19 protein-coding genes and 1 pseudogene are annotated in these 23,597 nt (G+C 73.3%); 11 read left to right on the plus strand and 9 right to left on the minus strand.

Features of this window, described 5'->3' with window-relative positions:
* Positions 1–47 precede the first annotated feature (47 nt).
* Positions 48–857: a DUF6597 domain-containing transcriptional factor gene (locus tag AC3EUJ_RS22520; protein ID WP_431964091.1), complete on the plus strand. Its 810-nt coding sequence runs from the start codon at positions 48–50 to the stop codon at positions 855–857.
* 237 nt (positions 858–1,094) lie between these two features.
* Entirely contained in the window at positions 1,095–1,382 is a 288-nt protein-coding gene (locus AC3EUJ_RS22525; RefSeq protein WP_431964093.1) for a hypothetical protein, read from the plus strand.
* Between the two features lie 19 nt (positions 1,383–1,401).
* Here the strand turns inward: AC3EUJ_RS22525 and meaB are convergent, their stop codons facing one another.
* The 4 genes from meaB to AC3EUJ_RS22545 form a co-directional block, all read right to left on the minus strand.
* Positions 1,402–2,385 (minus strand): methylmalonyl Co-A mutase-associated GTPase MeaB, encoded by a 984-nt coding sequence (meaB, locus tag AC3EUJ_RS22530; RefSeq protein WP_431964095.1) that lies wholly within the window; start codon positions 2,383–2,385, stop codon positions 1,402–1,404.
* A 4-nt stretch (positions 2,386–2,389) separates the two neighbouring features.
* On the minus strand, positions 2,390–4,591 hold the full coding sequence (gene scpA / locus AC3EUJ_RS22535; protein WP_431964097.1) for a methylmalonyl-CoA mutase: 2,202 nt from the start codon (positions 4,589–4,591) through the stop codon (positions 2,390–2,392).
* On the minus strand, positions 4,591–6,486 hold the full coding sequence (locus tag AC3EUJ_RS22540) for a methylmalonyl-CoA mutase family protein (protein ID WP_431964099.1): 1,896 nt from the start codon (positions 6,484–6,486) through the stop codon (positions 4,591–4,593). Before AC3EUJ_RS22540 ends, scpA begins: the two co-directional genes overlap by 1 nt.
* 97 nt (positions 6,487–6,583) lie before the next feature.
* Entirely contained in the window at positions 6,584–7,378 is a 795-nt protein-coding gene (locus AC3EUJ_RS22545) for a potassium channel family protein (RefSeq protein WP_431964100.1), read from the minus strand.
* Between the two features lie 891 nt (positions 7,379–8,269).
* Between AC3EUJ_RS22545 and AC3EUJ_RS22550 the strand changes: the two genes are divergently transcribed.
* Entirely contained in the window at positions 8,270–10,327 is a 2,058-nt protein-coding gene (locus AC3EUJ_RS22550; protein ID WP_431964102.1) for a phosphocholine-specific phospholipase C, read from the plus strand.
* A 130-nt stretch (positions 10,328–10,457) separates the two neighbouring features.
* Here the strand turns inward: AC3EUJ_RS22550 and AC3EUJ_RS22555 are convergent.
* Positions 10,458–10,625 (minus strand): annotated as a pseudogene (locus AC3EUJ_RS22555) (Lrp/AsnC family transcriptional regulator); the annotation flags it as partial.
* Positions 10,626–10,718: 93 nt separating this feature from the next.
* On the opposite strand from AC3EUJ_RS22555, the gene AC3EUJ_RS22560 reads away from it, so the two are divergent.
* The gene (locus AC3EUJ_RS22560) at positions 10,719–11,564 is read left to right on the plus strand and encodes an LLM class flavin-dependent oxidoreductase (RefSeq protein ID WP_431964104.1); all 846 of its coding nucleotides are present in this window, start codon (positions 10,719–10,721) and stop codon (positions 11,562–11,564) included.
* Positions 11,565–11,566: 2 nt separating this feature from the next.
* Entirely contained in the window at positions 11,567–12,001 is a 435-nt protein-coding gene (locus AC3EUJ_RS22565) for a nucleoside deaminase (RefSeq protein ID WP_431964105.1), read from the plus strand.
* 27 nt (positions 12,002–12,028) lie between these two features.
* Here the strand turns inward: AC3EUJ_RS22565 and AC3EUJ_RS22570 are convergent, their stop codons facing one another.
* From AC3EUJ_RS22570 to AC3EUJ_RS22580, 3 genes are read right to left on the minus strand one after another with little or no spacing between them, the layout of a single operon-like run.
* Positions 12,029–13,075: an ABC transporter permease gene (locus AC3EUJ_RS22570; RefSeq protein WP_431964107.1), complete on the minus strand. Its 1,047-nt coding sequence runs from the start codon at positions 13,073–13,075 to the stop codon at positions 12,029–12,031.
* Positions 13,076–13,077: 2 nt separating this feature from the next.
* Positions 13,078–14,646 carry a sugar ABC transporter ATP-binding protein gene (locus AC3EUJ_RS22575; protein ID WP_431964109.1) on the minus strand — a complete coding sequence of 523 codons (1,569 nt, stop codon included), beginning with the start codon at positions 14,644–14,646 and terminating at the stop codon, positions 13,078–13,080.
* 34 nt (positions 14,647–14,680) lie between these two features.
* Complete coding sequence (locus tag AC3EUJ_RS22580) at positions 14,681–15,733, minus strand: sugar ABC transporter substrate-binding protein (protein ID WP_431964111.1); 1,053 nt, start codon at positions 15,731–15,733, stop codon at positions 14,681–14,683.
* 232 nt (positions 15,734–15,965) lie between these two features.
* Here AC3EUJ_RS22580 and AC3EUJ_RS22585 point away from each other — a divergent pair, with 232 nt between their 5' ends.
* The 6 genes from AC3EUJ_RS22585 to AC3EUJ_RS22610 all read left to right on the plus strand — a co-directional run bounded on the left by AC3EUJ_RS22585 (position 15,966) and on the right by AC3EUJ_RS22610 (position 21,961).
* Positions 15,966–17,306, plus strand: coding sequence for an enolase C-terminal domain-like protein (locus tag AC3EUJ_RS22585; RefSeq protein ID WP_431964113.1), 1,341 nt, complete (start codon positions 15,966–15,968; stop codon positions 17,304–17,306).
* Complete coding sequence (locus AC3EUJ_RS22590) at positions 17,303–18,070, plus strand: SDR family NAD(P)-dependent oxidoreductase (RefSeq protein ID WP_431964115.1); 768 nt, start codon at positions 17,303–17,305, stop codon at positions 18,068–18,070. The genes AC3EUJ_RS22585 and AC3EUJ_RS22590 overlap by 4 nt, the downstream gene beginning before the upstream one ends.
* Before the next feature lie 14 nt (positions 18,071–18,084).
* Entirely contained in the window at positions 18,085–19,077 is a 993-nt protein-coding gene (locus AC3EUJ_RS22595; RefSeq protein WP_431964117.1) for an aldo/keto reductase, read from the plus strand.
* A complete protein-coding gene (locus tag AC3EUJ_RS22600) occupies positions 19,074–19,385 on the plus strand; it encodes an L-rhamnose mutarotase (protein WP_431964119.1) in 312 nt (103 codons plus the stop codon). Before AC3EUJ_RS22595 ends, AC3EUJ_RS22600 begins: the two co-directional genes overlap by 4 nt.
* Positions 19,382–20,236, plus strand: a complete 855-nt coding sequence (locus AC3EUJ_RS22605) for an amidohydrolase family protein (protein WP_431964121.1) — start codon at positions 19,382–19,384, stop codon at positions 20,234–20,236. Before AC3EUJ_RS22600 ends, AC3EUJ_RS22605 begins: the two co-directional genes overlap by 4 nt.
* An 81-nt stretch (positions 20,237–20,317) precedes the next feature.
* Positions 20,318–21,961: a PucR family transcriptional regulator gene (locus AC3EUJ_RS22610; protein WP_431964122.1), complete on the plus strand. Its 1,644-nt coding sequence runs from the start codon at positions 20,318–20,320 to the stop codon at positions 21,959–21,961.
* A gap of 36 nt (positions 21,962–21,997) precedes the next feature.
* Here AC3EUJ_RS22610 and AC3EUJ_RS22615 read toward each other — a convergent pair whose 3' ends face one another.
* Entirely contained in the window at positions 21,998–23,530 is a 1,533-nt protein-coding gene (locus AC3EUJ_RS22615; protein WP_431964123.1) for an NCS1 family nucleobase:cation symporter-1, read from the minus strand.
* Positions 23,531–23,597: the final 67 nt, after the last annotated feature.

Consider the following 23,597-nt stretch of genomic DNA (forward strand, 5'->3'; position numbering starts at 1 on the left):
CGGCGACTTGAAGAAATGCGACAGTGGCGCCCCGTAGGATCACCGGTATGGCAGGTCCGGACAGCCCGCGCCGCGACACCTGGGGCATCGTCGGCGCCGCGGAGCTCTTCGCCCGCGTCCGCTTCCGGCGCCGGGCGCCCGCACCCGAGCTGCGGCCGTACCTGGAGCACTACTGGCTGATCGACTGGGACCTCACCGAGCCGTACGCCTCGCACGTCGTGCCGCACCCCTCGGTCAACATCGTCTTCCAGCGCCACGGCACCACCCCGGATTTCTGCGAGGTCGCGGGCATCGGGCTCGAGTTGTTCACGCAGAAGCTGGAGGCCACCGGACGCGTCTGCGGCATCCAGTTCAGGCCGGGCGGCTTCCGGCCGTTCGCGCCCGCGGTGCCGGTGTCGCACTGGACGGGCCGGCGCGTCACGCTGGACGAGGCGCTGCCCGGTCACGAGTCCGCGCCGGGCGCGGTGCTCGGCCCGCAGGAGGAGGACACCCGTGTCGCCGCCCTCGACGCGTTCCTGCTGTCGCTCGTCCCCGCACCCGACCCGCGGGCGGCGCTCGCGACGGCCCTGGCCGACCGTATCCGCCACGACCGGACCATCCTGCGGGTCGAGGACTTCGCCCGCGCCGAGGGCATGTCGGCCCGCTCCCTGCAGCGGCTGTTCGCGGCGTACGTCGGGGTCAGCCCGAAGTGGGTCATCCTCCGCTACCGCATCCACGAGGCCCTGGAACGCGCGGAATCCGAGACGTCCGTCGACTGGGCCGCCCTGGCCGCGGAACTCGGCTACAGCGACCAGGCGCATCTCGTCCGGGACTTCACCGCGACCGTGGGCGTACCGCCCACCGCGTACGCGCGCTGAGCCGCGCGTCGCGGCACGAGCGCGGCGGAGGGGGCCCGGCGGTTCTGCGGGAAGGCCACGCCACAACTCGCGGGCGCCGGTGACACCCCCGGACGTCGTGGTTACCAACTCCTGACCATCGCACATGCGTCGGAGGCGGCCACGACCGGGCATACCGACATCGAGTACGCACAAGCGGCTCATCCCCCCATGCCCGCTCAGGTCACGTCGCGTCACGCGGCAGAGGAGGCCTGCCCCATGACCGATCCCATCACGCCCCGGCTCACCCCGATCCCCGTCGACGGCATGACGCCGTGCGGCCGCATCGCGACCGGCGCGGCGCAGCCGTGCGGGGAGCCCGCACGGTGGCACATCCAATGGCTCCCCGGGCACGCGTCGTTCGCGTGCGCGGCGCACATGGCGGAGGCACGGCGGCTGTTCGCCTACATCGACCGCCACCAGGTCGGCCCGGACTGCAACATGCCCGGGGCGCTGTGGTCGGCTGGACGGTGCGCCGTGCCCCGGGGACAGGCCCGGGCGGCCTGACCCGCACGGGCCCGGCGGTTCAGGCCGAGAAGGCGTCGAGGATGCGCGCTGCGGCCAGGGTGGGTGTCAGCGTGCCGTCGCGGACCTGCCGTTCGATCTCCGGGGTCAGCCTGCGCACCTCGGGGTGACCTCGGAGGCGGCCCAGCAGTTCCTCGCGGACCATGCTCCACGCCCACTCCATCTGCTGGTCACGCCGCTTGGCCGCCAGCCGGCCCGTGGACTCCAGCAGGGTGCGGTGCTGCTCCAGCCGCTCCCAGAGGGTGTCGAGGCCGGTCCCCTCGCGGGCGCTGCAGGTCAGCACCGGCGGGGTCCACGCGGCGTCCACCGGGGTCATCATCCGCAGGGCACCGGACAGTTCCCGCGCGGCGGCGCGGGCATCGCGCTCGTGCGGGCCGTCGGCCTTGTTGACGGTGATGACGTCGGCGAGCTCCAGCACGCCCTTCTTGATGCCCTGGAGCTGGTCGCCGGTGCGGGCCAGGGTCAGCAGCAGGAAGGTGTCGACCATGCCCGCGACCGCGGTCTCGGACTGGCCGACGCCCACGGTCTCCACCAGCACGACGTCGTAGCCCGCCGCCTCCACCACGATCATGGACTCGCGGGTCGCCTTGGCCACGCCGCCCAGCGTCCCGGCAGACGGCGAGGGCCGCACGAAGGCCGAGCGGTCCACCGCCAGCCGCTCCATCCGGGTCTTGTCGCCCAGGATGGAGCCGCCGGTCAGCGTGGACGACGGGTCGACGGCGAGCACCGCGACCCGGTGGCCGAGGCCGGTGAGCAGGGTGCCGAAGGCGTCGATGAAGGTGGACTTGCCCACCCCCGGCACCCCACTGACGCCGACCCTGCGGGCCCTGCCCGCGTGCGGCAGCAGCTCGGTCAGGAGCCGCTGGGCGAGCTCCCGGTGATCGGGCCGCGACGACTCCACCAGGGTGATGGCGCGCGCGATCCAGGCCCGGGAGCCGTCCAGCACGCCCTTGACGTATGCGTCGAGATCGATGGTCGGCGGCATGGGCTCACAGTTCGTGGCCGAGCGCGGCGGCCAGCCGCGTGACCAGGTCGTACGCCGAGTCGGGAATGACCGTGCCGGGTGGGAAGACCGCGGCCGCGCCCGCGCCGAGCAGCTCGGGGACATCCTGCGGCGGGATGACGCCGCCGACCACGATCATGATGTCCTCCCGGCCCTCGGCCGCCAGTTCCTCGCGCAGCGCGGGCACCAGTGTGAGGTGGCCGGCGGCGAGCGAGGAGACGCCGACGATGTGCACGTCGGCCTCCACCGCCTGCCGGGCGACCTCGGCGGGGGTCTGGAAGAGCGGGCCGACGTCCACTGTGAAGCCCAGGTCGGCGAAGGCGGTGGCGATCACCTTCTGGCCGCGGTCGTGGCCGTCCTGGCCCATCTTGGCGACGAGGATGCGCGGGCGGCGGCCCTCCGCCTCCTCGAAGCGGTCGACCAGCGCGCGGGTGCGGTCCACGGACGGCGACTCCCCTGCCTCGTTCCGGTACACACCGGAGATCGTACGGATCTGCCCGGCGTGCCGGCCGTACACCTTCTCCAGGGCGTCGGAGATCTCGCCCACGGTGGCCTTGGCGCGTGCCGCGTCCACGGCCAGCGCCAGCAGGTTGCCCTCCAGGCCCTGGCCCGCACCGCGTTCTGCCGCGGCGGTCAGCGCGGCGAGCGCGTCCTGGCAGGCGCCCTCGTCGCGCTCCGCGCGCAGCCGGCGCAGCTTGGCGATCTGCTGCGCGCGCACGGAGGAGTTGTCGACCTTGAGGACCTCGATCGGCTCGTCGCTCTCCACCCGGTACTTGTTGACGCCGATGACCGGCTGGCGGCCGGAGTCGATGCGCGCCTGGGTGCGCGCCGCGGCCTCCTCGACGCGCATCTTGGGGATGCCCGCGTCGATCGCCCGCGCCATGCCGCCGGCCTTCTCGACCTCCTGGATGTGCTGCCAGGCGCGCCGCGCCAGGTCGTACGTCAGCTTCTCGACGTAGGCGGAGCCGCCCCACGGGTCGATGACCCGGTTGGTGCCGGACTCCTGCTGCAGCATCAGCTGGGTGTTGCGGGCGATGCGCGCGGAGAAGTCCGTGGGCAGTGCCAGGGCCTCGTCGAGGGCGTTGGTGTGCAGCGACTGGGTGTGGCCCTGGGTGGCGGCCATCGCCTCCACGCAGGTGCGCGTGACGTTGTTGAAGACGTCCTGCGCGGTCAGGGACCAGCCGGAGGTCTGGGAGTGGGTGCGCAGCGAGAGCGACTTGACGTTCCGCGGCTCGAACTGCCGCACCAGCTTGGCCCACAGCAGCCGGGCCGCGCGCAGCTTGGCGACCTCCATGAAGAAGTTCATGCCGATCGCCCAGAAGAACGACAGCCGCGGCGCGAAGGCGTCGACGTCCAGGCCCGCGCCGAGCCCCGCGCGCAGGTACTCCACGCCGTCGGCGAGGGTGTAGGCCAGCTCCAGGTCGGCCGTGGCCCCGGCCTCCTGGATGTGGTAGCCGGAGATGGAGATCGAGTTGTAGCGCGGCATCCTCTGCGAGGTGTAGGCGAAGATGTCGGAGATGATCCGCATCGAGGGCCCCGGCGGGTAGATGTAGGTGTTGCGGACCATGAACTCCTTGAGGATGTCGTTCTGGATGGTCCCCGCCAGCATCGTAGGCGGTACGCCCTGCTCCTCCGCGGCCACGATGTAGAGCGCCAGCACCGGCAGCACGGCGCCGTTCATCGTCATCGACACGGTCATCCGGTCCAGCGGGATGCCGTCGAAGAGCTGCCGCATGTCGTAGATCGAGTCGATGGCGACGCCCGCCATGCCGACGTCGCCGGTGACGCGCGGGTGGTCGCTGTCGTAGCCGCGGTGGGTCGGCAGGTCGAAGGCGACCGACAGGCCCTTCTGTCCTGCGGCCAGGTTGCGCCGGTAGAAGGCGTTGGACTCCTCGGCGGTGGAGAAGCCCGCGTACTGCCGGATGGTCCAGGGCTGGTTGACGTACATCGTCGGGTACGGGCCACGCAGGTACGGCGCGATGCCCGGGTAGGTGCCCAGGAAGTCCAGGCCCTCCAGGTCGCGGCCGGTGTAGAGCGGCTTGACGCCGATGCCCTCGGGCGTCTCCCACACCAGGTCCTCGGCGCCGCGGCCGGTGGTCTCCTTGACCGCCGCGCGCCACTGCTCCTCGGTGGCGCCGTTCCCGCCGCCCGGCCCCAGCTCGATCTCCGAGAAGTCCGGGATCCGCATCACGCCACTCCCATCCGGTCGAGAACGGAGGTCAGGACGGCGACCGCGTCGCCGCCCGCGAAGACAAAGCCGTCGACGCCGGCCGCCGAGTAGGCCGCCTCCCGCTCGCCGGGGCGGCCGGCCAGGAACACCCGGTCCGCGCCCGCGGCCTTCAGGGCCGCCGCGGCATCCGCGGCGTGCTGCTCGTAGAGCGCGTCGCTGGAGCACAGGCACGCGACCCGCGCCCCGCTGCGGGCGAAGGCCTCGGCCACGGTCGTGGCGTCGACCGTCACCGGGTCGTGGACGGGCTCGACACCGCCGGCCTGGAAGAGGTTGGCGGCGAAGGTGACGCGGCCGGTGTGCGCGGCGGCGGGGCCGATGGCGGCCAGGAAGACCTTCGGGCGGGACCCGGTAGCGGCCAGGTGCGCGTCCGAGCGGGCGCGCAGGGCCTCGTAGGCCTCGTCGCGGCGGACCTTCGGCAGCCCGCCGGAGGGGGCGGCCGGGGCCGGGTCGCGCTCGACGGGCGCCTCGGACAGCAGCGGGAACTCGCTGACGCCGGTGATCGGCTCGCGGCGCCTGGCCAGCGCCCGGGTGCGCTCGGCCCAGGTCGCGGCGAGGCGGTCGGCGACCAGTCCGGAGGCGAGGGCGGCGGCCTGCCCGCCGGAGCGCTCCAGCTCCCGGAACCAGGCCCAGGCGGCCCCGGCGAGCTCGTCGGTGAGCCGTTCCACGTACCAGGAGCCACCCGCGGGGTCGACGACGCGGGCCAGGTGGGACTCCTCCAGCAGGATCGTGGAGGTGTTGCGGGCGATGCGGCGCGCGAAGGCGTCGGGCAGGCCCAGCGCGTGGTCGAACGGGAGCACCGTGACGCAGTCCGCGCCGCCGGCACCGGCGGCGAGCGTGGCGACGGTGGTGCGCAGCATGTTCACCCACGGGTCGCGTCGGGTCATCATCACCGGCGAGGTGACGACGTGCTGGCGCTGCCCCGCCGCGGTCGCGGTCGCGCCGCACACCTCGGCGACGCGGGCCCACAGCCGGCGCGCGGCGCGCAGCTTGGCGATCGTCAGGAACTGGTCGGCGGTGGCGGCGTAGCGGAACTCCAGTTGCCCGCAGGCGGCGTCGACCGGCAGTCCGGCCTCGGTGAGCGCCCGCAGATAGGCCACCCCGGTGGCGAGGGAGGCGCCGAGTTCCTCGGCGGCCGAGCCACCCGCCTCGTGGTACGGCAGGGCGTCCACGGTCAGTGCGCGCAGGCCCGGGTACGCCTCGTGGGCCCGGCGGGCGAGACCCGCGGCGGCGGCGGTGTGCGCGGCGAGCGCGTCCGCGTCACCGGTACGGGCGACGTGGCCGAGGGGGTCGGCGCCGAGGTTGCCGCGCGCGGCCGCGCCGGCCACGCCGCGTTCGTCGTAGAGCGCGAAGAGCGCCTGCCCGGCCGCCTCGAAGTCCGCGCCGGCGTCGAGGACGACCGGGGCGAGGTCGAGGTAGACGCCGTCAAGGGCCGTGCCGAGCGCGGACACCGGGAGCCCGGCGTCGCCCAGCACGAGCCACAGGGAGGTGACGCCGTTCTCCAGGTCGGCGAGCACGGCCTCGTTCGCGCGGGCCGCGTCGGGCAGCGCGTGGCGCTGGCGTACGTCCCAGCCGCCGAGGACGCCGCCCGCCGGGGCGCCGCCCCGGGTGAACGGCGCGAAGCCGGGCAGGCCGACGCGGTCGCCGAAGGCGTCGGGCGCGTCGGGCGCGGTGTACAGCGGGCGCGTGGTGAGCCCGTCTTCGAGGGTGGTGGACAGCGCGTCCTCCGCCGCCTGACCCGGGACGTCCTTGCCCGCCTTGCGCAGGACGCCCTCTACGAGGCGCCGCCACTGCTCGTGGGTCGCGTCCGGGAATTCGGCGGCCAGAGAAAGCCCGTCATCAGGCAGGACCGTCATGCTCAGAGGTTAGTGCCCGTTAGCAGGTGAGCAGCAGGGGGCACACCTGTGACCTTGCCCATTCCGGTGCGCCCTTGATTCGTTCGGACGCGATGCCCTATCCGCGGGCCCCGTCCGACGGCGCCGCCGGCGCTATTTCGACGGCCCGTCCGGGCGCTCCGGCGCGGGCGCCGGTCGTGGCCTCCGTGAGGTCGGCGACCTGCCGGCGCAGTTCCCGGACCTCCCGCAGCAGCTCCTCGGTGACCTCCTGGACCCGGCGGTTCTCCTCCTCGTCCTCCTGGAAGCGCGCCAGGAACCAGGCGGCGATGTTGGCGGTGACCACACCGAGCAGGGCGATGCCCGAGAGCATCAGCCCGACGGCGATGAGCCGGCCGACACCCGTGGTGGGGGCGTGGTCCCCGTAGCCCACGGTCGTCATCGTGGTGAAGGACCACCACAAGGCGTCGCCGATGGTGCGGATGTTGCCGCGCGGGGAGCCGCGCTCGGCCTCGAGGACGGCGACCGACCCGAACGCCAGCAGGCCGAGCACCGCACCGACGACGTAGGTCGTCAGGCGCACCTGGGCCGCCAGCCGTACCCGCTGGCCGACCAGGAAGAGCGCGGACACCAGCCGCAGCAGGCGCAGCGGCTGGAGCAGCGGGAGGACGACCACCGCCAGGCTGAGCGGCTGCCGCCTGACGAACTCCCACCGCCGCTCGCTCAGGCCCAGGCGGACCGCGTAGTCGGCGGCGAACAGGGCCCAGACCGTGCGCTCCGTCCAGTGCGCCGTGGTGATGAGCGCGGGGTCGGCCGCCGGCACCAGGATCGGCAGGGCGTACGCGGCACCGAACACCACGGCCAGCGCGAGCAGCGGCGCCCTGGTCTGCTGCTCCCAGCGTTCGAGACGGTTCATGGGGGCAGTATCCCCCGCGCCCCAGCCCCCAGGTGGCGCCGATCCGCGTCCGCCGGCAGCCGCTGACCTGCGGCGACGGCGGGTCTTCGGCACACGGCCGGGTCGCTCAGGGGTTCACCGGGGCGGTGGTCTCCTCGGGCGCGCCGAACCGGGAGAGCGTCACAACCGTGCGGATCGGCCGGTCGCCGCTGACCAGGCTCCGCTCGAAACGCACGACGCGACCCGCGCCGTCACCCGGATCGCGCAGTCGCGCGAGCGGACGTGGCCGGCGGTCATGTCGCCGTGCACGGCCGGGTCGAGCTACGCGAATGCGCCTGCGGTGACGGTTTCCGCGAGCCGGTGGAGGGCGAGGCCCGCGGTCCGCACCCGGGCCGCCCGTAGTCCTGGCGGAAGCGGACGTAGGCGCGCTCCCCGGTGCGGAGCGCGTCCGGCACCCCCGTCGCGCGGGTCGCGCGGGTCGCGCGGTGAGCCGACCGGTCACCGGGCCGTTCAGACCGACCCGGCCCTGCGAACGGCGGGCGTCCCGGCGACCGCGGCCGTCACCGTCACGGCCGCCGAGCAGGGCGCCGGGTCCGCGTGGGTCAGGACTTCGGCGACCTCATGGCGGACCGGTGCTTCCGCGTGGGCGGTTGCTCCCGGACGGCCGCGAAGACCACCGGGCCGTGCCCGCCACCGCGGGCCGACGGTCCCCTGCCCGAACCTGGCGCGCAACCCCGTACGCCCCGGCGGCATGGCAGGGCCTGACGGCGGCACCGCAGACCGTGGACCGGGTTCGGGCAGGTTTCCCGAACGGTTAGCTCACTGGCCCCTACTTGTTCGGACAAGTTGAGGAGACTGTCGCCCCCCGCACATCCGGCGGCCCACCGCAAACTCCCGGGAGACAGACCCTTCATGAACGCCCTCGACCGCAGAAGGTTCATGCAGCTGGCGGGCGGTACCGCCGCCCTGACCGCGCTGTCCACCAGCATCGCCCGCGCGGCGGAGATACCCGCGCACCGGAGCACCGGCTCCATCAAGGACGTCGAGCACATCGTGGTTTTGATGCAGGAGAACCGCTCCTTCGACCACTACCTCGGCACCCTTCGCGGCGTCAGGGGGTTCGGGGACCCGCACCCCGTGACGCTGCCCAGCGGCAAACCGGTCTGGCACCAGTCGGACGGCACGAGGGAGGTGCTGCCCTTCCACCCGGACGCCGACGACCTCGGTCTGGCATTCCTGGAGGACCTGCCGCACGGGTGGAAGGACACCCAGGCCGCCTTCAACAAGGGCGGGTACGACCAGTGGATCCCGGCCAAGTCCGCCACGACGATGGCGCACCTGACCCGAGAGGACATCCCGTTCCACCACGCGCTCGCCGACGCGTTCACGGTCTGCGACGCCTACCACTGCTCCTTCATGGGCTCCACCGACCCGAACCGCTACTACATGTGGACGGGCCACACCGGCAACGACGGCAAGGGCGGCGGCCCCGTCCTCGGCAACGACGAGAAGGGCTACTCCTGGACGACCTATCCCGAGCGGCTGGAGAAGGCCGGGGTCTCCTGGAAGATCTATCAGGACGTCGGCGACGGCCTGGACGCCGCGGGCGGCTGGGGCTGGATCGAGGACGCCTACCGCGGCAACTACGGCGACAACTCGCTGCTGTACTTCGACCAGTACCGCAACGCCAAGCCCGGCGACCCGCTGTACGACAAGGCCCGCACCGGCACCGACGCCCGCAGGGGCGAGGGCTTCTTCGACATCCTGCGCGCCGACGTCAAGGCCGGGAAGCTGCCGGAGGTCTCCTGGGTCGTCGCCCCCGAGGCCTTCACCGAGCACCCGAACTGGCCCGCGAACTACGGCGCCTGGTACATCTCGCAGGTCCTCGACGCGCTCACCTCCGACCCCGAGGTCTGGAGCAGGACCGCGCTGTTCATCACCTACGACGAGAACGACGGGTTCTTCGACCACGTCGTGCCGCCGTTCCCGGCCGGCTCGGCCGAGCAGGGCGCGTCCACCGTGGACGTCGGCCTCGACGTGTACGCCGGCGACAGCGCGCGCCCGGCGGGTCCGTACGGGCTGGGCCAGCGCGTCCCGATGTTCGTCGTCTCCCCCTGGAGCACGGGCGGCTACGTCTGCTCGCAGACCTTCGACCACACGTCCATCATCCGGTTCATTGAGCGCCGGTTCGGTGTGACCGAGCCCAACATCTCCCCCTGGCGCCGCGCCGTCTGCGGCGATCTGACGACGGCCTTCGACTTCCGGCACAAGGAGGGCCGCGTCCCGCGGCTGCCCGACACCGACGGCTACCTCCCGCCGGACGGCGACCGTCACCCCGACTACTCGCCGGTCCCTCCCGCCGAGGGCTCGCTGCCCCGTCAGGAGCGCGGTCTGCGCCCGGCGCGGCCCGTCCCGTACGATCTCGCCGCGGACGGCGGGATCAGCGCCGCGGGCACGCTGCGGATCGAGTTCGCGTCCCACGGCGAGGCCGGAGCCGGTTTCCTGGTCACCTCCGCGACGGACGCCTCCGGTCCGTGGACGTACACCGTCGGGTCGGGACACTCGCTCACCGGCACCTGGGACGTTCCGGCGGGCGCCCACGGCGACTACGACGTCACCGTGCACGGCCCCAACGGCTTCCTGCGCCGCTTCGCCGGCCGGGCAGCGGCGGCCGGTGCCGAGGTCAGCGCCCGCCACGACGGCAGAAGCGGCGCCGTGCACCTGGTCCTGACCAACAACGGCCACTCGACGGTCACGCTCACGGTCAGGGACGGGTACGGCGAGCACAAGGCGGCCTCCCACCGGCTGCGCCCGGGCGCCCACGTGGTCCACGTCGCCGGGACCGGGCGCACCCACGGCTGGTACGACCTGTCGGTGACGTCGGACCACGACGGCGGCTTCGAGCGCCGTCTCGCCGGCCATGTCGAGACGGGCCGGGAAAGCACCAGCGACCCGGCGATCGGCGGCTGACCGTCCCGCCCGGCAGAAGGGCGCGCGCCCGCTACATCGGCTCGACGTAGCGGGCGCGCCACTGCGGGCGGGGGTCGGCGCCCGGGCTCGTCCAGGACTCGCGGCCGGCGACGACCCGGTACAAGACTCACTCCTGCTCACTGGAACGGTACTTCAGACGGACGACGGCGAGCACCGGGTAGCCGTCCTTGCCGAGGTCGACCTCGGCGCGGTAGCCCGTCATGACACCCGGGACCCGGCCGTCGCTCTGGAGCTCGGTGCGGATCGCCCAGTCGGTCGCGTCGAGGTTCTCGGCCACCCGGCGAAGATACCGGTGGATCCACAGCCAGGGGGCGGGTAGACGGGGAGGAATCCCTTCCGGGCGGGAGGAGCCGCTGGATAGCCTGGCGGGGTGCGAATCGGTGTGAACGTCCCGAATTTCGGGCCCGGTACCGACCCGGGCATGTTGCGCGACTGGGCGCGGACGGTGGAGGGGCTGGGCTTCGACCTGCTGATGGTCTCCGACCACGTGGTGGTCACCCCGGACGTGGCGGAGCAGTACCCGGCCCCCTTCTTCGAGCCCTTCACCACCCTGTCGTGGCTCGCCGGCGTCACCGACCGGATCCGGCTGGGGACGACGGTGCTGATCCTGCCGTACCGGCATCCGCTGCTGACGGCCCGGATGGCCGCGAACCTCAACATGCTCAGCGGCGGCCGGCTGGTGCTCGGCGTGGGCGTCGGCTGGGCGCGGCAGGAGTTCGCGGCGCTCGGCGTCCCGTTCGAGCGGCGCGGTGCGCTGACGGACGAGCATCTGGCGGTCCTGCGCGAGGCCTGGAAGGACGGGACGGACTACGCCGGCGGCCCCGTGCCGCTGTGGATCGGAGGCAACAGCGTGGCGGCACGGCGACGGGCGGTCCGCGTCGGCGACGCCTGGCATCCGCTGCGGTTCACCCTGCCGTGGCTGCGCGAGGCGGCCGACGGGCTCGCGGCGCAGGCCCGCGAGCAGGGCCGGCCCGTACCCGCCCTCACGCCCCGCATCGCACTGCGGCTCACGACGGAGCCGGTGATCGGTCCGGACCGGCTCGCGGGTGAGGGCACCCTCGAGCAGGTCATCGCCGACCTCGAGGGACTACGGGCACTCGGCGCGGACACCGTCGTGCTGGACCCCTTCGACGGCGACCCCCGCGAGATCCTGCGCCCGCACACGGCGTGGCAGGCGCTCGCGGCGGTCGCCGCCCACCGCTCACGAACGGAGTGACGATGACCGACGAGATGACGACCCGCCTGTTGCGCCGGGCGATCGAACTGGCCGCTGAGGCGCGCGCGTCCGGCAATCCGCCCTTCGGCTCGCTGCTGGCCGGGCCGGACGGGACCGTGCTCGCGGAGGACCGCAACAGCAGCCTGAGCGACGGCGACATCACCGCCCACCCCGAGCTGAAGCTGGCGCGGTGGGCGGCCCGGGAGCTCGATCCGGCCACCGCGGCCGTCACCACCCTGTACACCAGCTGCCAGCCCTGCGGGATGTGCGCGGGCGCCATCGAGCGCTCGGGGCTGGGCCGCATCGTCTACGCTCTGTCCACCGACCAGCTCACCGGGCTCAAGTCGCCCGCGGCCAAGGCCGGTTTCCCGCACGTGCCGCAGGACGGCCCGGCCCTGTACGACGAGGCCCGCGTCCCGGTCGAGGGCTACTACTGATCCCGCCGGGCCCCGCCCCGCGGCCCCTCACTCCTGCTTCTCGCCCGAGGCGAAGCGGGAGATGATCAGGGCGACGATGATGATGGCCCCGTTGAGGAACTGGTTCCACAGCGGGGGCACGCCCGCGAGGGTCATCACGTTGACGACGAGCTGCAGGGTCAGGACGCCGGTCAGCGCGCCGAAGAGCGTGCCGCGGCCGCCGTTGAGGCTGACCCCGCCGATGACGGTCGCGGCGAAGACCTGGAAGATCCAGCCGCTGCCCTGGTCCGCGGAGATCGAGCCGTAGTGCCCGCTGTAGAGCACGCCCGCGAAGGCGGCGAGCACGCCGCCCACGATGAGCACCACCCAGGTGATCCGGTCCACCCGGATGCCGGCGGTGCGCGCGGCCTCGGGGTTGCCGCCGATCGCGTACAGCGCCCGGCCGTGCCGCAGCCAGGCGAGCGCGCAGCCGCCGGCCGCGAAGAGCAGGCCGCAGATCCAGATCGCGGCGGGCACCCCGGCCCAGGAGGCGTGACCGAGGTAGGTGAAGGAGCCGGGCAGTTCGACGATGGAGCGGCCCTCGGAGATGGCGATCTGCAGCCCGCGCAGCATGGTGAGCGCGCCGAGGGTGACGATGAAGCCGTTCAGCCGCAGCTTGAGGATGAAGAAGCCGTTGACCGCGCCGATGACCGCGCCGACCAGCAGGCACACCGGTATCGCCGTCCAGACCGGCAGCACTTCCAGTCCGGTGAAGCGGCCGCCCGCTGCGGGCAGCACGAGCCAGACGGCGATCACGGGCGCGACGCCGATGGTGGACTCCAGCGACAGGTCCATCCGGCCCGCGATGAGGATCAGCGCCTGGGCCAGCACGAGCAGGCTGAGCTCGGTGGACTGCTGGGCGACGCCGATGAGGTTGTCGGAGGTGAGGAAGGCCGGCGAGACGATGAACCCGATGACGCCCAGCACCAGGATGGCGGGGACGAGGGACAGTTCACGGAACCGGGCGAGTCCGCCCGGTACGCGGCGCGGCGTCCCGGCCGCGGTCGCCTCGGCGGCGGGCACCGGCGGCTCGGTGACGTCAGTGGTGGTGGACATGGCTAACCTTCCTGTTCCTCTCCCTGCTCGGTGTCCCGCTCCTGCGCGGGACGGGCGGCCACGCCCTCCATGGCGGCGACCAGTTCCTCGTCGCGCCACCCCCGGCCGAACTCCGCGACCACCCGGCCGTGGAACATGGCCACGAGCCGGTCGCACGCCCTGAGATCGTCCAGTTCGTCGGAGACGACCAGCGCCGCCCGCCCGTCGTCGGCGACCTTGCGGATCCTGCCCAGCAGGAACTCCTTGGACTTCACGTCCACCCCGTTGGTGGGCCGCACGGCGACCAGGACATGGGGGTCGGTGGCCAGGGCACGGGCGACCACGACCTTCTGCTGGTTGCCGCCGGACAGCGCGGAGACGGGGGTCCCCGCGCCCGGTGTCCTGATGTCCAGGTCCTTGATCATGCGCTCGGCGAACTCGCGGGTCCGCGAGGGCAGTACGGTGCCGTGCGGCCCGAGCTGGTCGGTGACGGTGAGGGTGGCGTTCTCGGCCACGCTGCGCGAGCCGACCAGCCCTTGGTGGTGCCGGTCCTCGGGGACCAGGCCCACGCCCGCCGCCAGGGCGGCGGGGACGCCGGAGGCGCGCACCTCCCGGCCCGCCACGGCGATCCGTCCGGCGTCGGCACGGTGCAGCCCGGCCAGGGTCTCCGCCAGCCGGACGTTGCCGCTGGCGGTGGCCCCGGCCAGGCCGACGACCTCGCCGGCGCGGACCCGCAGGGAGACGTCCGTGTAGGCGCCGCGCAGGGTCAGCCCTGTCACGTCCAGCAGCGGCCCGCCCGCGGTGGCCGCGGACCGGCCCGCCGTGGCGGCGCCCGCCGCGGGCGCGGCGGCGCTCTCCCCGGTCATCGCCTCGACCAGGGCGTCGTGGTCCAGCTCGGCCACCGGGGCGGTGACGATGTGGCGGGCGTCCCGGTAGACGGTGACGGTGGTGCAGAGGTCGTAGACCTCCTGCAGGTGGTGCGAGATGAAGAGAAAGGCCACACCCTGCCGCTGCAGGTCGCGGAGCTTGGCGAAGAGCCGGCCGATGCCGCGGGCGTCGAGCCGGGCGGTGGGCTCGTCGAGGATGATGAAGCGCGCGCCGAAGGACAGGGCTCGCGCGATCTCGACGAACTGGCGCTGTTCGACGGTGAGGTCGCGGGCGCGTGCGGCCGGGTCGATGTCGACCCCGTACTCGCCGAGCAGTTCCGCCGCCCGGCGACGCAGCGCCGTCCACCGGATGGGGCGCAGCGCGCCGGGGCTCTGCCGGTTGAGGAAGAGGTTCTCGGCGACGGAGAGGTCGCCGATGACGGTCGAGCGCTGGTAGACGCAGGCGACCCGGGAGCGCCAGGCGTCGGTGTCGCCGACGGAGGGTGCCGGTTCGCCCGAGAAGCGCAGGGTGCCGGTGTCGGGCTGCTGGAGGCCGGTGAGGATGCCGACGAGGGTGGACTTGCCGGCGCCGTTGCGGCCCACGAGGGCGTGCGACTCGCCCGGGGTGACCGAGATGCCCGCGTCGTGCAGCGCCACGGTGGCGCCGAAGCGCTTGCCGATCCCGGTCGCCTCGGCCACGGGCGGCGCGGTGGCGGGGTCCGCCATGGTGGTCTTCCGTTCTTCGGGTGCGGACGGGCGGTCAGCCGATGTTGTTGCCCCACAGGGCCTTGTCGTCGACGTTGTCCTTGGTCACCAGCGGCGCGGGGAGCTGGTCCTCCAGGCCGCCCGGGATGCTGACGATCGTCGAGTCGTGGTCGGTGGGTCCCGCCTTGAAGGTCTTCCCTTCGGTGGCGGCCTTGGCGTAGTACAGCGCGTACTTGGCGTAGAGGTCGGCGGGCTGGGAGACGGTGGCGTCGATCTCGCCCTTGCGGATGGCGTCCAGCTCCTGCGGGATGCCGTCGTTGGAGACGATGCTGATGTGGCCCTTCTGCCCGGCCGGCCTCAGCAGGCCCTTCTGCTTGAGCAGGGCCAGCGTCGGCTGCAGGAAGACGCCGCCGGCCTGCATGTAGATGCCGTTCAGGTCGGGGTGCTGTGCGAGCAGGCTCTGCAGCTTGGCGGAGGCGACGTCGCCCTTCCAGTCGGTGGGCAGCTCGAAGACCGTGATGCCGGGGAACTTCTCCTTCATGCACGCCGCGAACGCCTCGGAGCGGTCGCGTCCGTTGATGGAGTCCAGGGCGCCCTGGAACTCGGCGACCTTGCCCTTGCCACCGAGCTGCTCGCCCAGGAACTCGCAGGCCTTGGTGCCGTACGCCTTGTTGTCGGCGCGCACGACCATGTAGACGTCGCCCTTGTCGGGGCGGGTGTCCACGCTGACCACCGGGATCTTCTTGCCGGCGAGGGTGTCGAGGGTGGAGGCGATGGCGCCGGTGTCCTGCGGGGCCATGACGACGGCCTTGGCCCCGGTGTTCTGGAAGACCTGGACGTTGGCGACGAGCTTGGTGATGTCGTTCTGCGAGTTGCTCCGCGGCAGCGCGTTCAGGCCGTCGTCCTTGATGCCCGTCTCGATGTACTGCGCGTAGGAGTTCCAGAAGTCGGAGTCGGAGCGGGGAAGGTCGATGCCGATGGCGGGCTTGTCGCCGCCGGAGCCTGCGGTGGTGCCTGTGCTGCCGCGGTTGCAGGCGGTGGCGAGGGCGGCCGTGACGAGCACGGCCGCGGCGATCGCGGCGGTGGAGCGCGTGCGGGCGGGCTTCATGCCGTGTTCTCCCTGTCCGGGTAAGCCGGGGCGATTCATCCGAGGTATCCCGGACGACAGGAAGGTAAGTCCGCCCCGCGACCCTGACAACCCCTTATGCGGACACGATCGAATGGAGTTCAAAAGTCGAGACATCCGAGGAATGGATTGCCACTCCCGTCCTGGGGCCCTAGAGTCACCGTGGCGCGAGACCTCCGATGTCTTGGCCAGGCCGAGCGTGAAAGGCAGCCACTTGTCCGCAACCTCCGCCCGCATCACCGCGATCGACACCCACGACATCCGCTTCCCCACCTCACGGGAGCTCGACGGCTCGGACGCGATGAATCCGGACCCCGACTACTCCGCCGCGTACGTGGTACTGCGTACCGACGCCGACGACGGCCACGAGGGGCACGGCTTCGTCTTCACCATCGGCCGGGGCAACGACGTCCAGGTCGCCGCGATCGAGGCACTCCGCCCCCATCTCGTAGGCCGGCCGGTCGAGGAGCTGTGCGCCGACCCCGGCTCCGTGGCGCGCGACCTGACCGGCGACAGCCAGTTGCGCTGGCTGGGGCCCGAGAAGGGCGTGATGCACATGGCGATCGGATCCGTCGTCAACGCCGTGTGGGACCTGGCCGCCAAGCGCCGGGGCCTGCCGCTGTGGCGGCTGCTGGCCGAGGCCGAGCCGGAATGGCTCGTCTCCCAGGTCGACTTCCGCTACATCGCCGACGCCCTCACCCCCGGACGCGCGCTGGAACTCCTGCGCGCGGGCCGCGATGGCGCCGCCGCACGCACCGCCGCGCTGCTGCGGCACGGCTACCCCGGCTACACCACCTCGCCCGGCTGGCTCGGCTACTCCGACGAGAAGCTGACCCGCCTCGCCGAGCAGGCCGTCGCCGACGGCTTCACCCAGATCAAGTTGAAGGTCGGCGCCGACCTGGGCGACGACGTACGGCGCATGCGCGCGGCCCGCGCCGCCGTGGGCCCGGACGTGCGGATCGCGATCGACGCCAACCAGCGGTGGGGCGTCGCCGAGGCCGTCGCATGGGTCACCGCGCTGGGCGAGTTCGACCCCTTCTGGATCGAGGAGCCCACCTCTCCCGACGACGTCCTCGGCCACGCCACGATCCGCAAGGCGGTCGCCCCGGTCCGGGTCGCCACCGGCGAGCACGTGCAGAACCGCATCGTGTTCAAGCAGTTGCTGCAGGCCGGCGCGATCGACGTGCTGCAGATCGACGCGGCGCGGGTCGGCGGGGTCAACGAGAACCTGGCCATCCTGCTGCTGGCCGCCGCCTTCGGCGTCCCCGTCTGCCCGCACGCGGGCGGCGTCGGACTGTGCGAACTGGTGCAGCATCTGTCGATGTTCGACTACGTGGCGCTTTCCGGGACGACCGAGGGCCGCGCCATCGAGTACGTCGACCACCTCCACGAGCACTTCACGACACCGGTGGTCATGAGCCGCGGCCACTACACCGCTCCGGTGACACCCGGCTTCTCCGCGCAGATGAGGCCGGAATCGATCGACCTGTACCGCTACCCCGACGGTACGTTCTGGATGGCCGACCGGGCACGGCAGGAAGGTGGGACGGTATGAGCGGGGAACTCCGCGACATGGAGGGCCTCGGCGCCCTGGTGACGGGCGGCGCCTCCGGGATCGGACTGGCGACCGCGCGGCTGCTGGCCGCGCGCGGCGCTCGCGTCGCCGTACTGGACCTGGCGCCGGACGGGCTGCCGGCGCACCTGACGGGTTTCAAGGCCGACGTCTCCGACGACGCCTCCACCCGGGCCGCCGTGGACGCCGCGGCCGCGGCGCTCGGCGGCCTCGACGTCCTGGTCAACAACGCGGGCGTCGGGGCCGCGGGCACCGTCGAGGACAACCCCGACGAGCAGTGGCACCGCGTGCTCGACGTCAACGTGCTCGGCATGGTGCGCACCACCCGCGCCGCGCTCCCGCACTTGCGGCGCTCGGTCCGCCCGGCGATCGTCAACACCTGCTCCATAGCGGCCACCGCCGGGCTGCCGCAGCGCGCGCTGTACAGCGCCAGCAAGGGCGCCGTGCTCTCGCTGACCCTGGCGATGGCCGCCGACCACGTCCGCGAGGGCATCCGGGTCAACTGCGTCAACCCCGGCACCGCCGACACCCCGTGGGTGGCCCGGCTGCTGGAAGCCGCCGACGACCCGGAGGCCGAGCGCGCCGCCCTCCGTGCCCGGCAGCCGATGGGCCGTCTGGTGACCGCCGACGAGGTCGCCGCCGCCATCGTCTACCTGGCGAGCCCCGCCGCGGCCTCCGTCACCGGCACCGCCCTCGCCGTGGACGGCGGCATGGCCGGGCTGCGGTTGCGCCCGGCCGGGCAGTGAGGGAGCGGACCGCCATGCGCACCACCACACTGGGCCACAGCGGTGTGTCCGTCACCGAGGTGGGCTTCGGCGCCGCCCCGATCGGCAACCTCTTCACCCCGGTCGGCGACGACGCCGCCCGCGCGGCCGTGGACGCCGCCTGGGAGGCCGGCATCCGCCACTTCGACACCGCGCCCCACTACGGGCTCGGCCTGTCCGAGCGCCGGCTCGGCGCCGCCCTGCGCGACCGGCCGCGGGCCGAGTACACCGTCTCCACCAAGGTGGGGCGGCTGCTGGAGCCCGGCGGGCCGGGCGGGGACGACCTGGCCAACGGCTTCGCCGTGCCCGCGGGGCTGCACAGGGTCTGGGACTTCAGCGCAGACGGTGTACGCCGCTCCCTGGAGGCCAGTCTGGAGCGCCTGGGCCTGGACCACGTCGACCTGGTCTACCTCCACGACCCCGACGACCACGCCGAGCAGGCCTTCGGCCAGGGGTACCCGGCGCTGGAGCGGCTCCGCTCGGAGGGCGTGGTCCGCGCGATCGGCGCGGGCATGAACCAGACGGCCATGCTCGCCCGCTTCCTGCGGGACACCGACGTCGACGTGGTGCTGATGGCCGGCCGCTACACGCTGCTGGAGCAGGAGGGCCTGGCCGAGGTCCTGCCGCTGGCGGCGGCCCGCGGCGCGAGCGTGGTCGTGGGCGGCGCCTTCAACTCGGGCCTGCTGATCGACCCGGGCGAGGGCGCCAGGTACGACTACGCCCCGGCCCCGGAGCCCGTGCTCGCCCGCGCCCGGCATCTGCGGTCGGTGACGGGCCGCCACGGCGTGCCGCTGCGCGCGGCCGCGCTGCGCTTCCCCGCGGCCCATCCGGCCGTCGCGAGCACGCTGGTGGGGTTGCGCTCGGCCGACGAGGCGCGGGACACCGCGGCCATGCTGCGGCTCGCGCTCCCGGCCCCGATGTGGGCCGACCTGCGCGCCGAGGGCCTGCTCGGCGCGGACGTGCCCGTACCGGACGAGGAGGTGTCATGAAGGTCGCCCTCCACACCAGGGTGCGAGCGGACCGGATCGCCGCGTACGAGGCGGCGCACCGCGAGGTGCCCGCGGAACTGACCGCCGCCATCCGCGGCGCGGGCGTGCGCGAGTGGACGATCTGGCGCAGCGGCCGCGACCTCTTCCACCTGCTGGACGTCGACGACTACCCGGCGATGCTCGCCGCGCTGGAGCGGCTGCCCGTCAACATCGCCTGGCAGGCGCGGATGGCGGAGCTGCTGGAGGTCGCCCACGACTACTCCGCCGGGGGCGCCGGGGCGCCACTGCCGGTGGTGTGGCGGCTGTGACCGCGCGGGAGGGCATCGTCGACGCGCACCACCACCTGTGGGACCTGTCGGTGCGCGACCAGGAGTGGATCACCGGGGAACGGCTGGCCCCGCTGCGCCGCGACTTCTTGCTCGCCGACCTCGAGCCGGAGGCGAAGGCGGCCGGCGTCACCGCGAGCGTTCTCGTCCAGACCGCCACCGCGGCGGAGGAGACCCCTGAATTCCTGGCGCTGGCCGCCGGCAGCGACCTGGTGGCCGGGGTGGTCGGCTGGACCGACCTGACGGACCCCGCGGTCGCCGATCGGCTGGCGGCCCTGCGTGAACTGCCCGGCGGGGAGCGCCTGGTGGGGATCCGCCACCAGGTGCAGGGTGAATCCGACCCGCAGTGGCTACTCCGCCCCGACGTGCTGCGCGGGCTGCGCGCGGTGGCCGACGCCGGGCTCGTCTACGACCTGGTGGTGCTCGCCCACCAGCTCCCGGCCGCGGCCCGGGCCGCCGGCCTCGTGCCCGGGCTGGTGTTCGTCCTCGACCACCTGGGCAAACCGCCCATCGCCGAGGGCGGGACGCGGCCCTGGAGCGACGACGTACGGGCGCTGGCCGCGCGGCCCAACACCGTGTGCAAACTGTCCGGCATGGTCACCGAGGCCGACTGGGACACCTGGACCACGGCGGACCTCGCGCCCTACGCCGCCACCGTGCTCGACGCCTTCGGACCCGGCCGCCTCATGTTCGGCTCCGACTGGCCGGTGTGCCGGCTCGCCGCCTCCTACGCCGAGGTGGTCGGCGCCGCCCACGCCCTGACCGACGGGCTGGGGGACGCCGAACGGCGGGAGGTCTTCTCCGGTACGGCCCGGCGCGTCTACGGGCTCTGATCCCCCGCGCAGGACCGCCCCCGGCGGGACGCGGGTGGCTAGACTCCCACCCCTGGCGGCACGAGGGACGGGCGTGGGCGCGTGAGCGACGGCAGACCGGACACACCCCCGGCGAACGCGACGGGGCGGCTCACCGTGCGCGACGTCCTCGACCTGGACCTCGTGACGCCCTGGGTGCCGGAGGTCGTCGCCGGTTCCGCCCATCTGCACCGCGCGGTGCGCTGGCTGCACGTGGCCGAGGCGCTGGACGTCGGCGTCATGCTCAGCGGCGGCGAGATGGTGCTGACCACCGGGCTGTTGCTGGCGGGCGACGAGCGGGCGCAGCGCGAGTACATCGAGTCGATGCAGCGCGCCGACGTCGCCGCGGTCGTCCTGGGCCTCGGCCGGGCGTTCCGCACCACGCCCGAGCCGATGCGCCGGGCCGCCGAGCGCTGCGGGGTGCCGCTGATCGTGCTGCACCGGCCGGCACCGTTCGCGCGGCTCACCGAGGAGGTTCACGCGCGGCTGGTGCACGGCCGGTTCGCCGCGCTCGACCTCTCCGACCGGGTCCGCTCCTCGCTGACCGCCCTCAACCTCTCCGGCGCCAGCCTCCAGCAGGTCCTGGACGAGATCGCGGCGCACAGCGGCTGTCCGGCCGTCGTCGTCAACCTCGCGCAGCGTGTGCTGGCCTCGGCCGGGGACAAGGGTTCGCTCAACGACCTGCTGCGCGACTGGGAGCGGGTCTCCGGCCAGGTGGCGGAACTGGCCGGCAGCGGCGCGGTGACGGTCGGCCCGGACGGCTGGGTCGTCGCGCCGCTGGAGGCGCGGGGCCGCCAGTGGGGGCGCCTGGTGCTCTTCGGCCACCACGGCCCGGAGGAGTTCGGGCGGGTGCTGGGGGCCCGTGCCTCCGAGGCGCTGGCCATGCACCGCCTCCTCGGCGACCAGGACCGGGGCTGGGAGGACCAGGCCGCCGAGTCGCTGCTGCACGACCTGGCGACGGGCACCGCCCGCCCCGAGCAGCTGGTCACCCGGGTGCGCGCCGCGGGGCTCCCGGTGGGCCGGCGCACCTTCGTGCCCGTCGTCGTCCGCCTTCTGGGTTCGGTGCCGGAGGGCCGGGACGACATGCCGGAGCTGATCGAGCACGTGCTGGCCGAACACCGCGGCGTCGCCGGCCTGGTGGCGCGGATCGGCTCCGCCGGGACGGCCGTGCTGCTGAGCATCCCCGCAGGTCAGGACGCCGACGCAGCCGTGCACAAGGTGGCGGTGCGGGTGCACGAGGAGCTGGCCGGGCGGAGCCGTACCGCGGTGGTCGGCGCGGGCTTCGGCTGCCGCGAACTGGACGGGGTCCGCCGTTCCTTCGTCGAGGCGGTGCACGTGGCGGACGCGGCGGTCGCCGGCCCGCCGGACGCGCCGGTGGCACGGCTGCGCGACGTGCGGTTGCGCGGCCTGGTGCGCCTGCTGCGCGACGAACCGGAGCTGCAGGCCTTCATCGGGCGGGAGCTGGGGCCCCTGCTGGGGAACCCGGCGCTGCTGGAGGTGCTGCGCACCTATCTGGCGACGGGCCGTAACAAGTCGGCGGCCGCCCAGGTGCACCACGTCAGCCGGCCCGCCCTGTACCGGCGGCTGCAGAGCATCGAGTCGCTGCTCGGCATCGACCTGGACGACTGGGAGCAGCTCACGTCGCTGTACGTGGCGCTGCTCGCGCACGAGGCGCAGCGCGCCGCGGGGCCCGGGTCCGGGCGCTGAGCGCGCCGGGCCCGGGCCCCGGGGTGAGGTGCCCCGTCAGCTCCTGCGGTCGGGCGCGAGACGGCTGAGCAGGACGTGGACCACGAGGGAGGCGGCGAGGCCGACGGCCCACCCGTAGTCCGCGAGCGGCTTCAGGAAGGGGATCAACCCGTCGACCGGGAACGGCCCCTGCTTGACGCCCTTGGCGTCGAGTCCGGAGTGCGAGCCGCCGATGGCGAGGACACCGCCGACCGCGAAGGCGGCCACCGCCCGCCAGTTCCAGCCGCCGGAGTACCAGTAGCGGCCCTCCGTCCGGTACAGGTCGGCGAGTTCCAGCCGTGTGCGGCGCAGGATCCAGTAGTCGGCGATGAGGATGCCGGCCACGGTGCCGAGCAGACCGCCGACGGTGCCGAGCCAGGTGAAGATGTACGCCTGCGGGCTGGCCAGCAGCTTCCACGGGAAGATGACGACGCCGACGACCGCGGTGATCAGGGCGCCGGTGCGGAAGCCGATCCTGCGCGGCGCGATGTTGGACAGGTCGAAGGCGGGCGAGACGACGTTCGCCGCGATGTTCACCGACAGGGTGGCCACCAGGACCGTGATCAGCGCGAAGAGCACCGCGGCCCAGTTGTCGAGCTTGGCGGCCAGCGCCACCGGGTCCCAGATCGGCTCGCCGTACACCGCCTGCGAGCCGGAGGTCACCAGCACCGACAGCAGCGCGAACAGCGTCATCGTGGTGGGCAGCCCGAGGGACTGCCCCCACAGCTGGGCGCGCTGCCCGGCCGCGTAACGGGTGAAGTCGGGGATGTTGAGGGCGAGGGTGGACCAGAAGCCGATCATGCCCATGAGGGCGGGGAAGAAGACCTTCCAGAAGTCCCCGCCCCAGCCGAGGGCCGAGGGCTGGTCGAGCAGCGGGCCGAAGCCGCCGGCCTTGACGCTCATCCAGATCAGCAGGGCGACCGCGCCGACGAGGACGAACGGTGCCGCCCAGTTCTCGAACCGCCGCACCATCTCCATGCCGCGCACGATGATCGCTACCTGCAGCACCCAGAAGACGGCGAAGGACAGCCACTGCGTCCACGGATAGCCGCCGATCGTCCCGGCGTTCGCCCACGAGTCGCCGAAGAGTTTCCCTGCGAGCAGGAAGATGCCGGAGCCGCCGATCCAGGTCTGGATGCCGAACCACACGCAGGCGACGGCCGCCCGGACGAGGGCGGGGAGGTTGGCCCCCCGCACCCCGAACGACGCGCGGGCGAAGACCGGGAAGGGGATGCCGTACTTGGGGCCGGCGTGGCCGGTGAGCAGCATCGGCACGAGCACGATGATGTTGGCCAGGGCGATGGTGAACACCGCCTGTTTCCAGTCCATGCCGAGGGCGACCAGGCCCGATGCGAGGGTCCAGGAGGCGACGTTGTGTGCCATCCCGATCCACAGCGCGGTGAAGTTGTACGTGGTCCACTTCCGTTTGGCGAGCGGAACGGGGAGCAGGTCCTCGTTGGCGTAGCGGCCGGACGGGACGGCGCCGGGCGAGAGCTCGACGCGGCCGTCGGCCCCGGCTCTTCCGGCAGGGGGTGGAGCGGTGGCTGTCATGGCAGCCCCCTTCGTTCGAGGGGTACGGGGATCGAACGTGCCGTGCGGGGGGATGGCGGGCCCGGGA

Source organism: Actinacidiphila sp. bgisy160 (assembly GCF_057707815.1).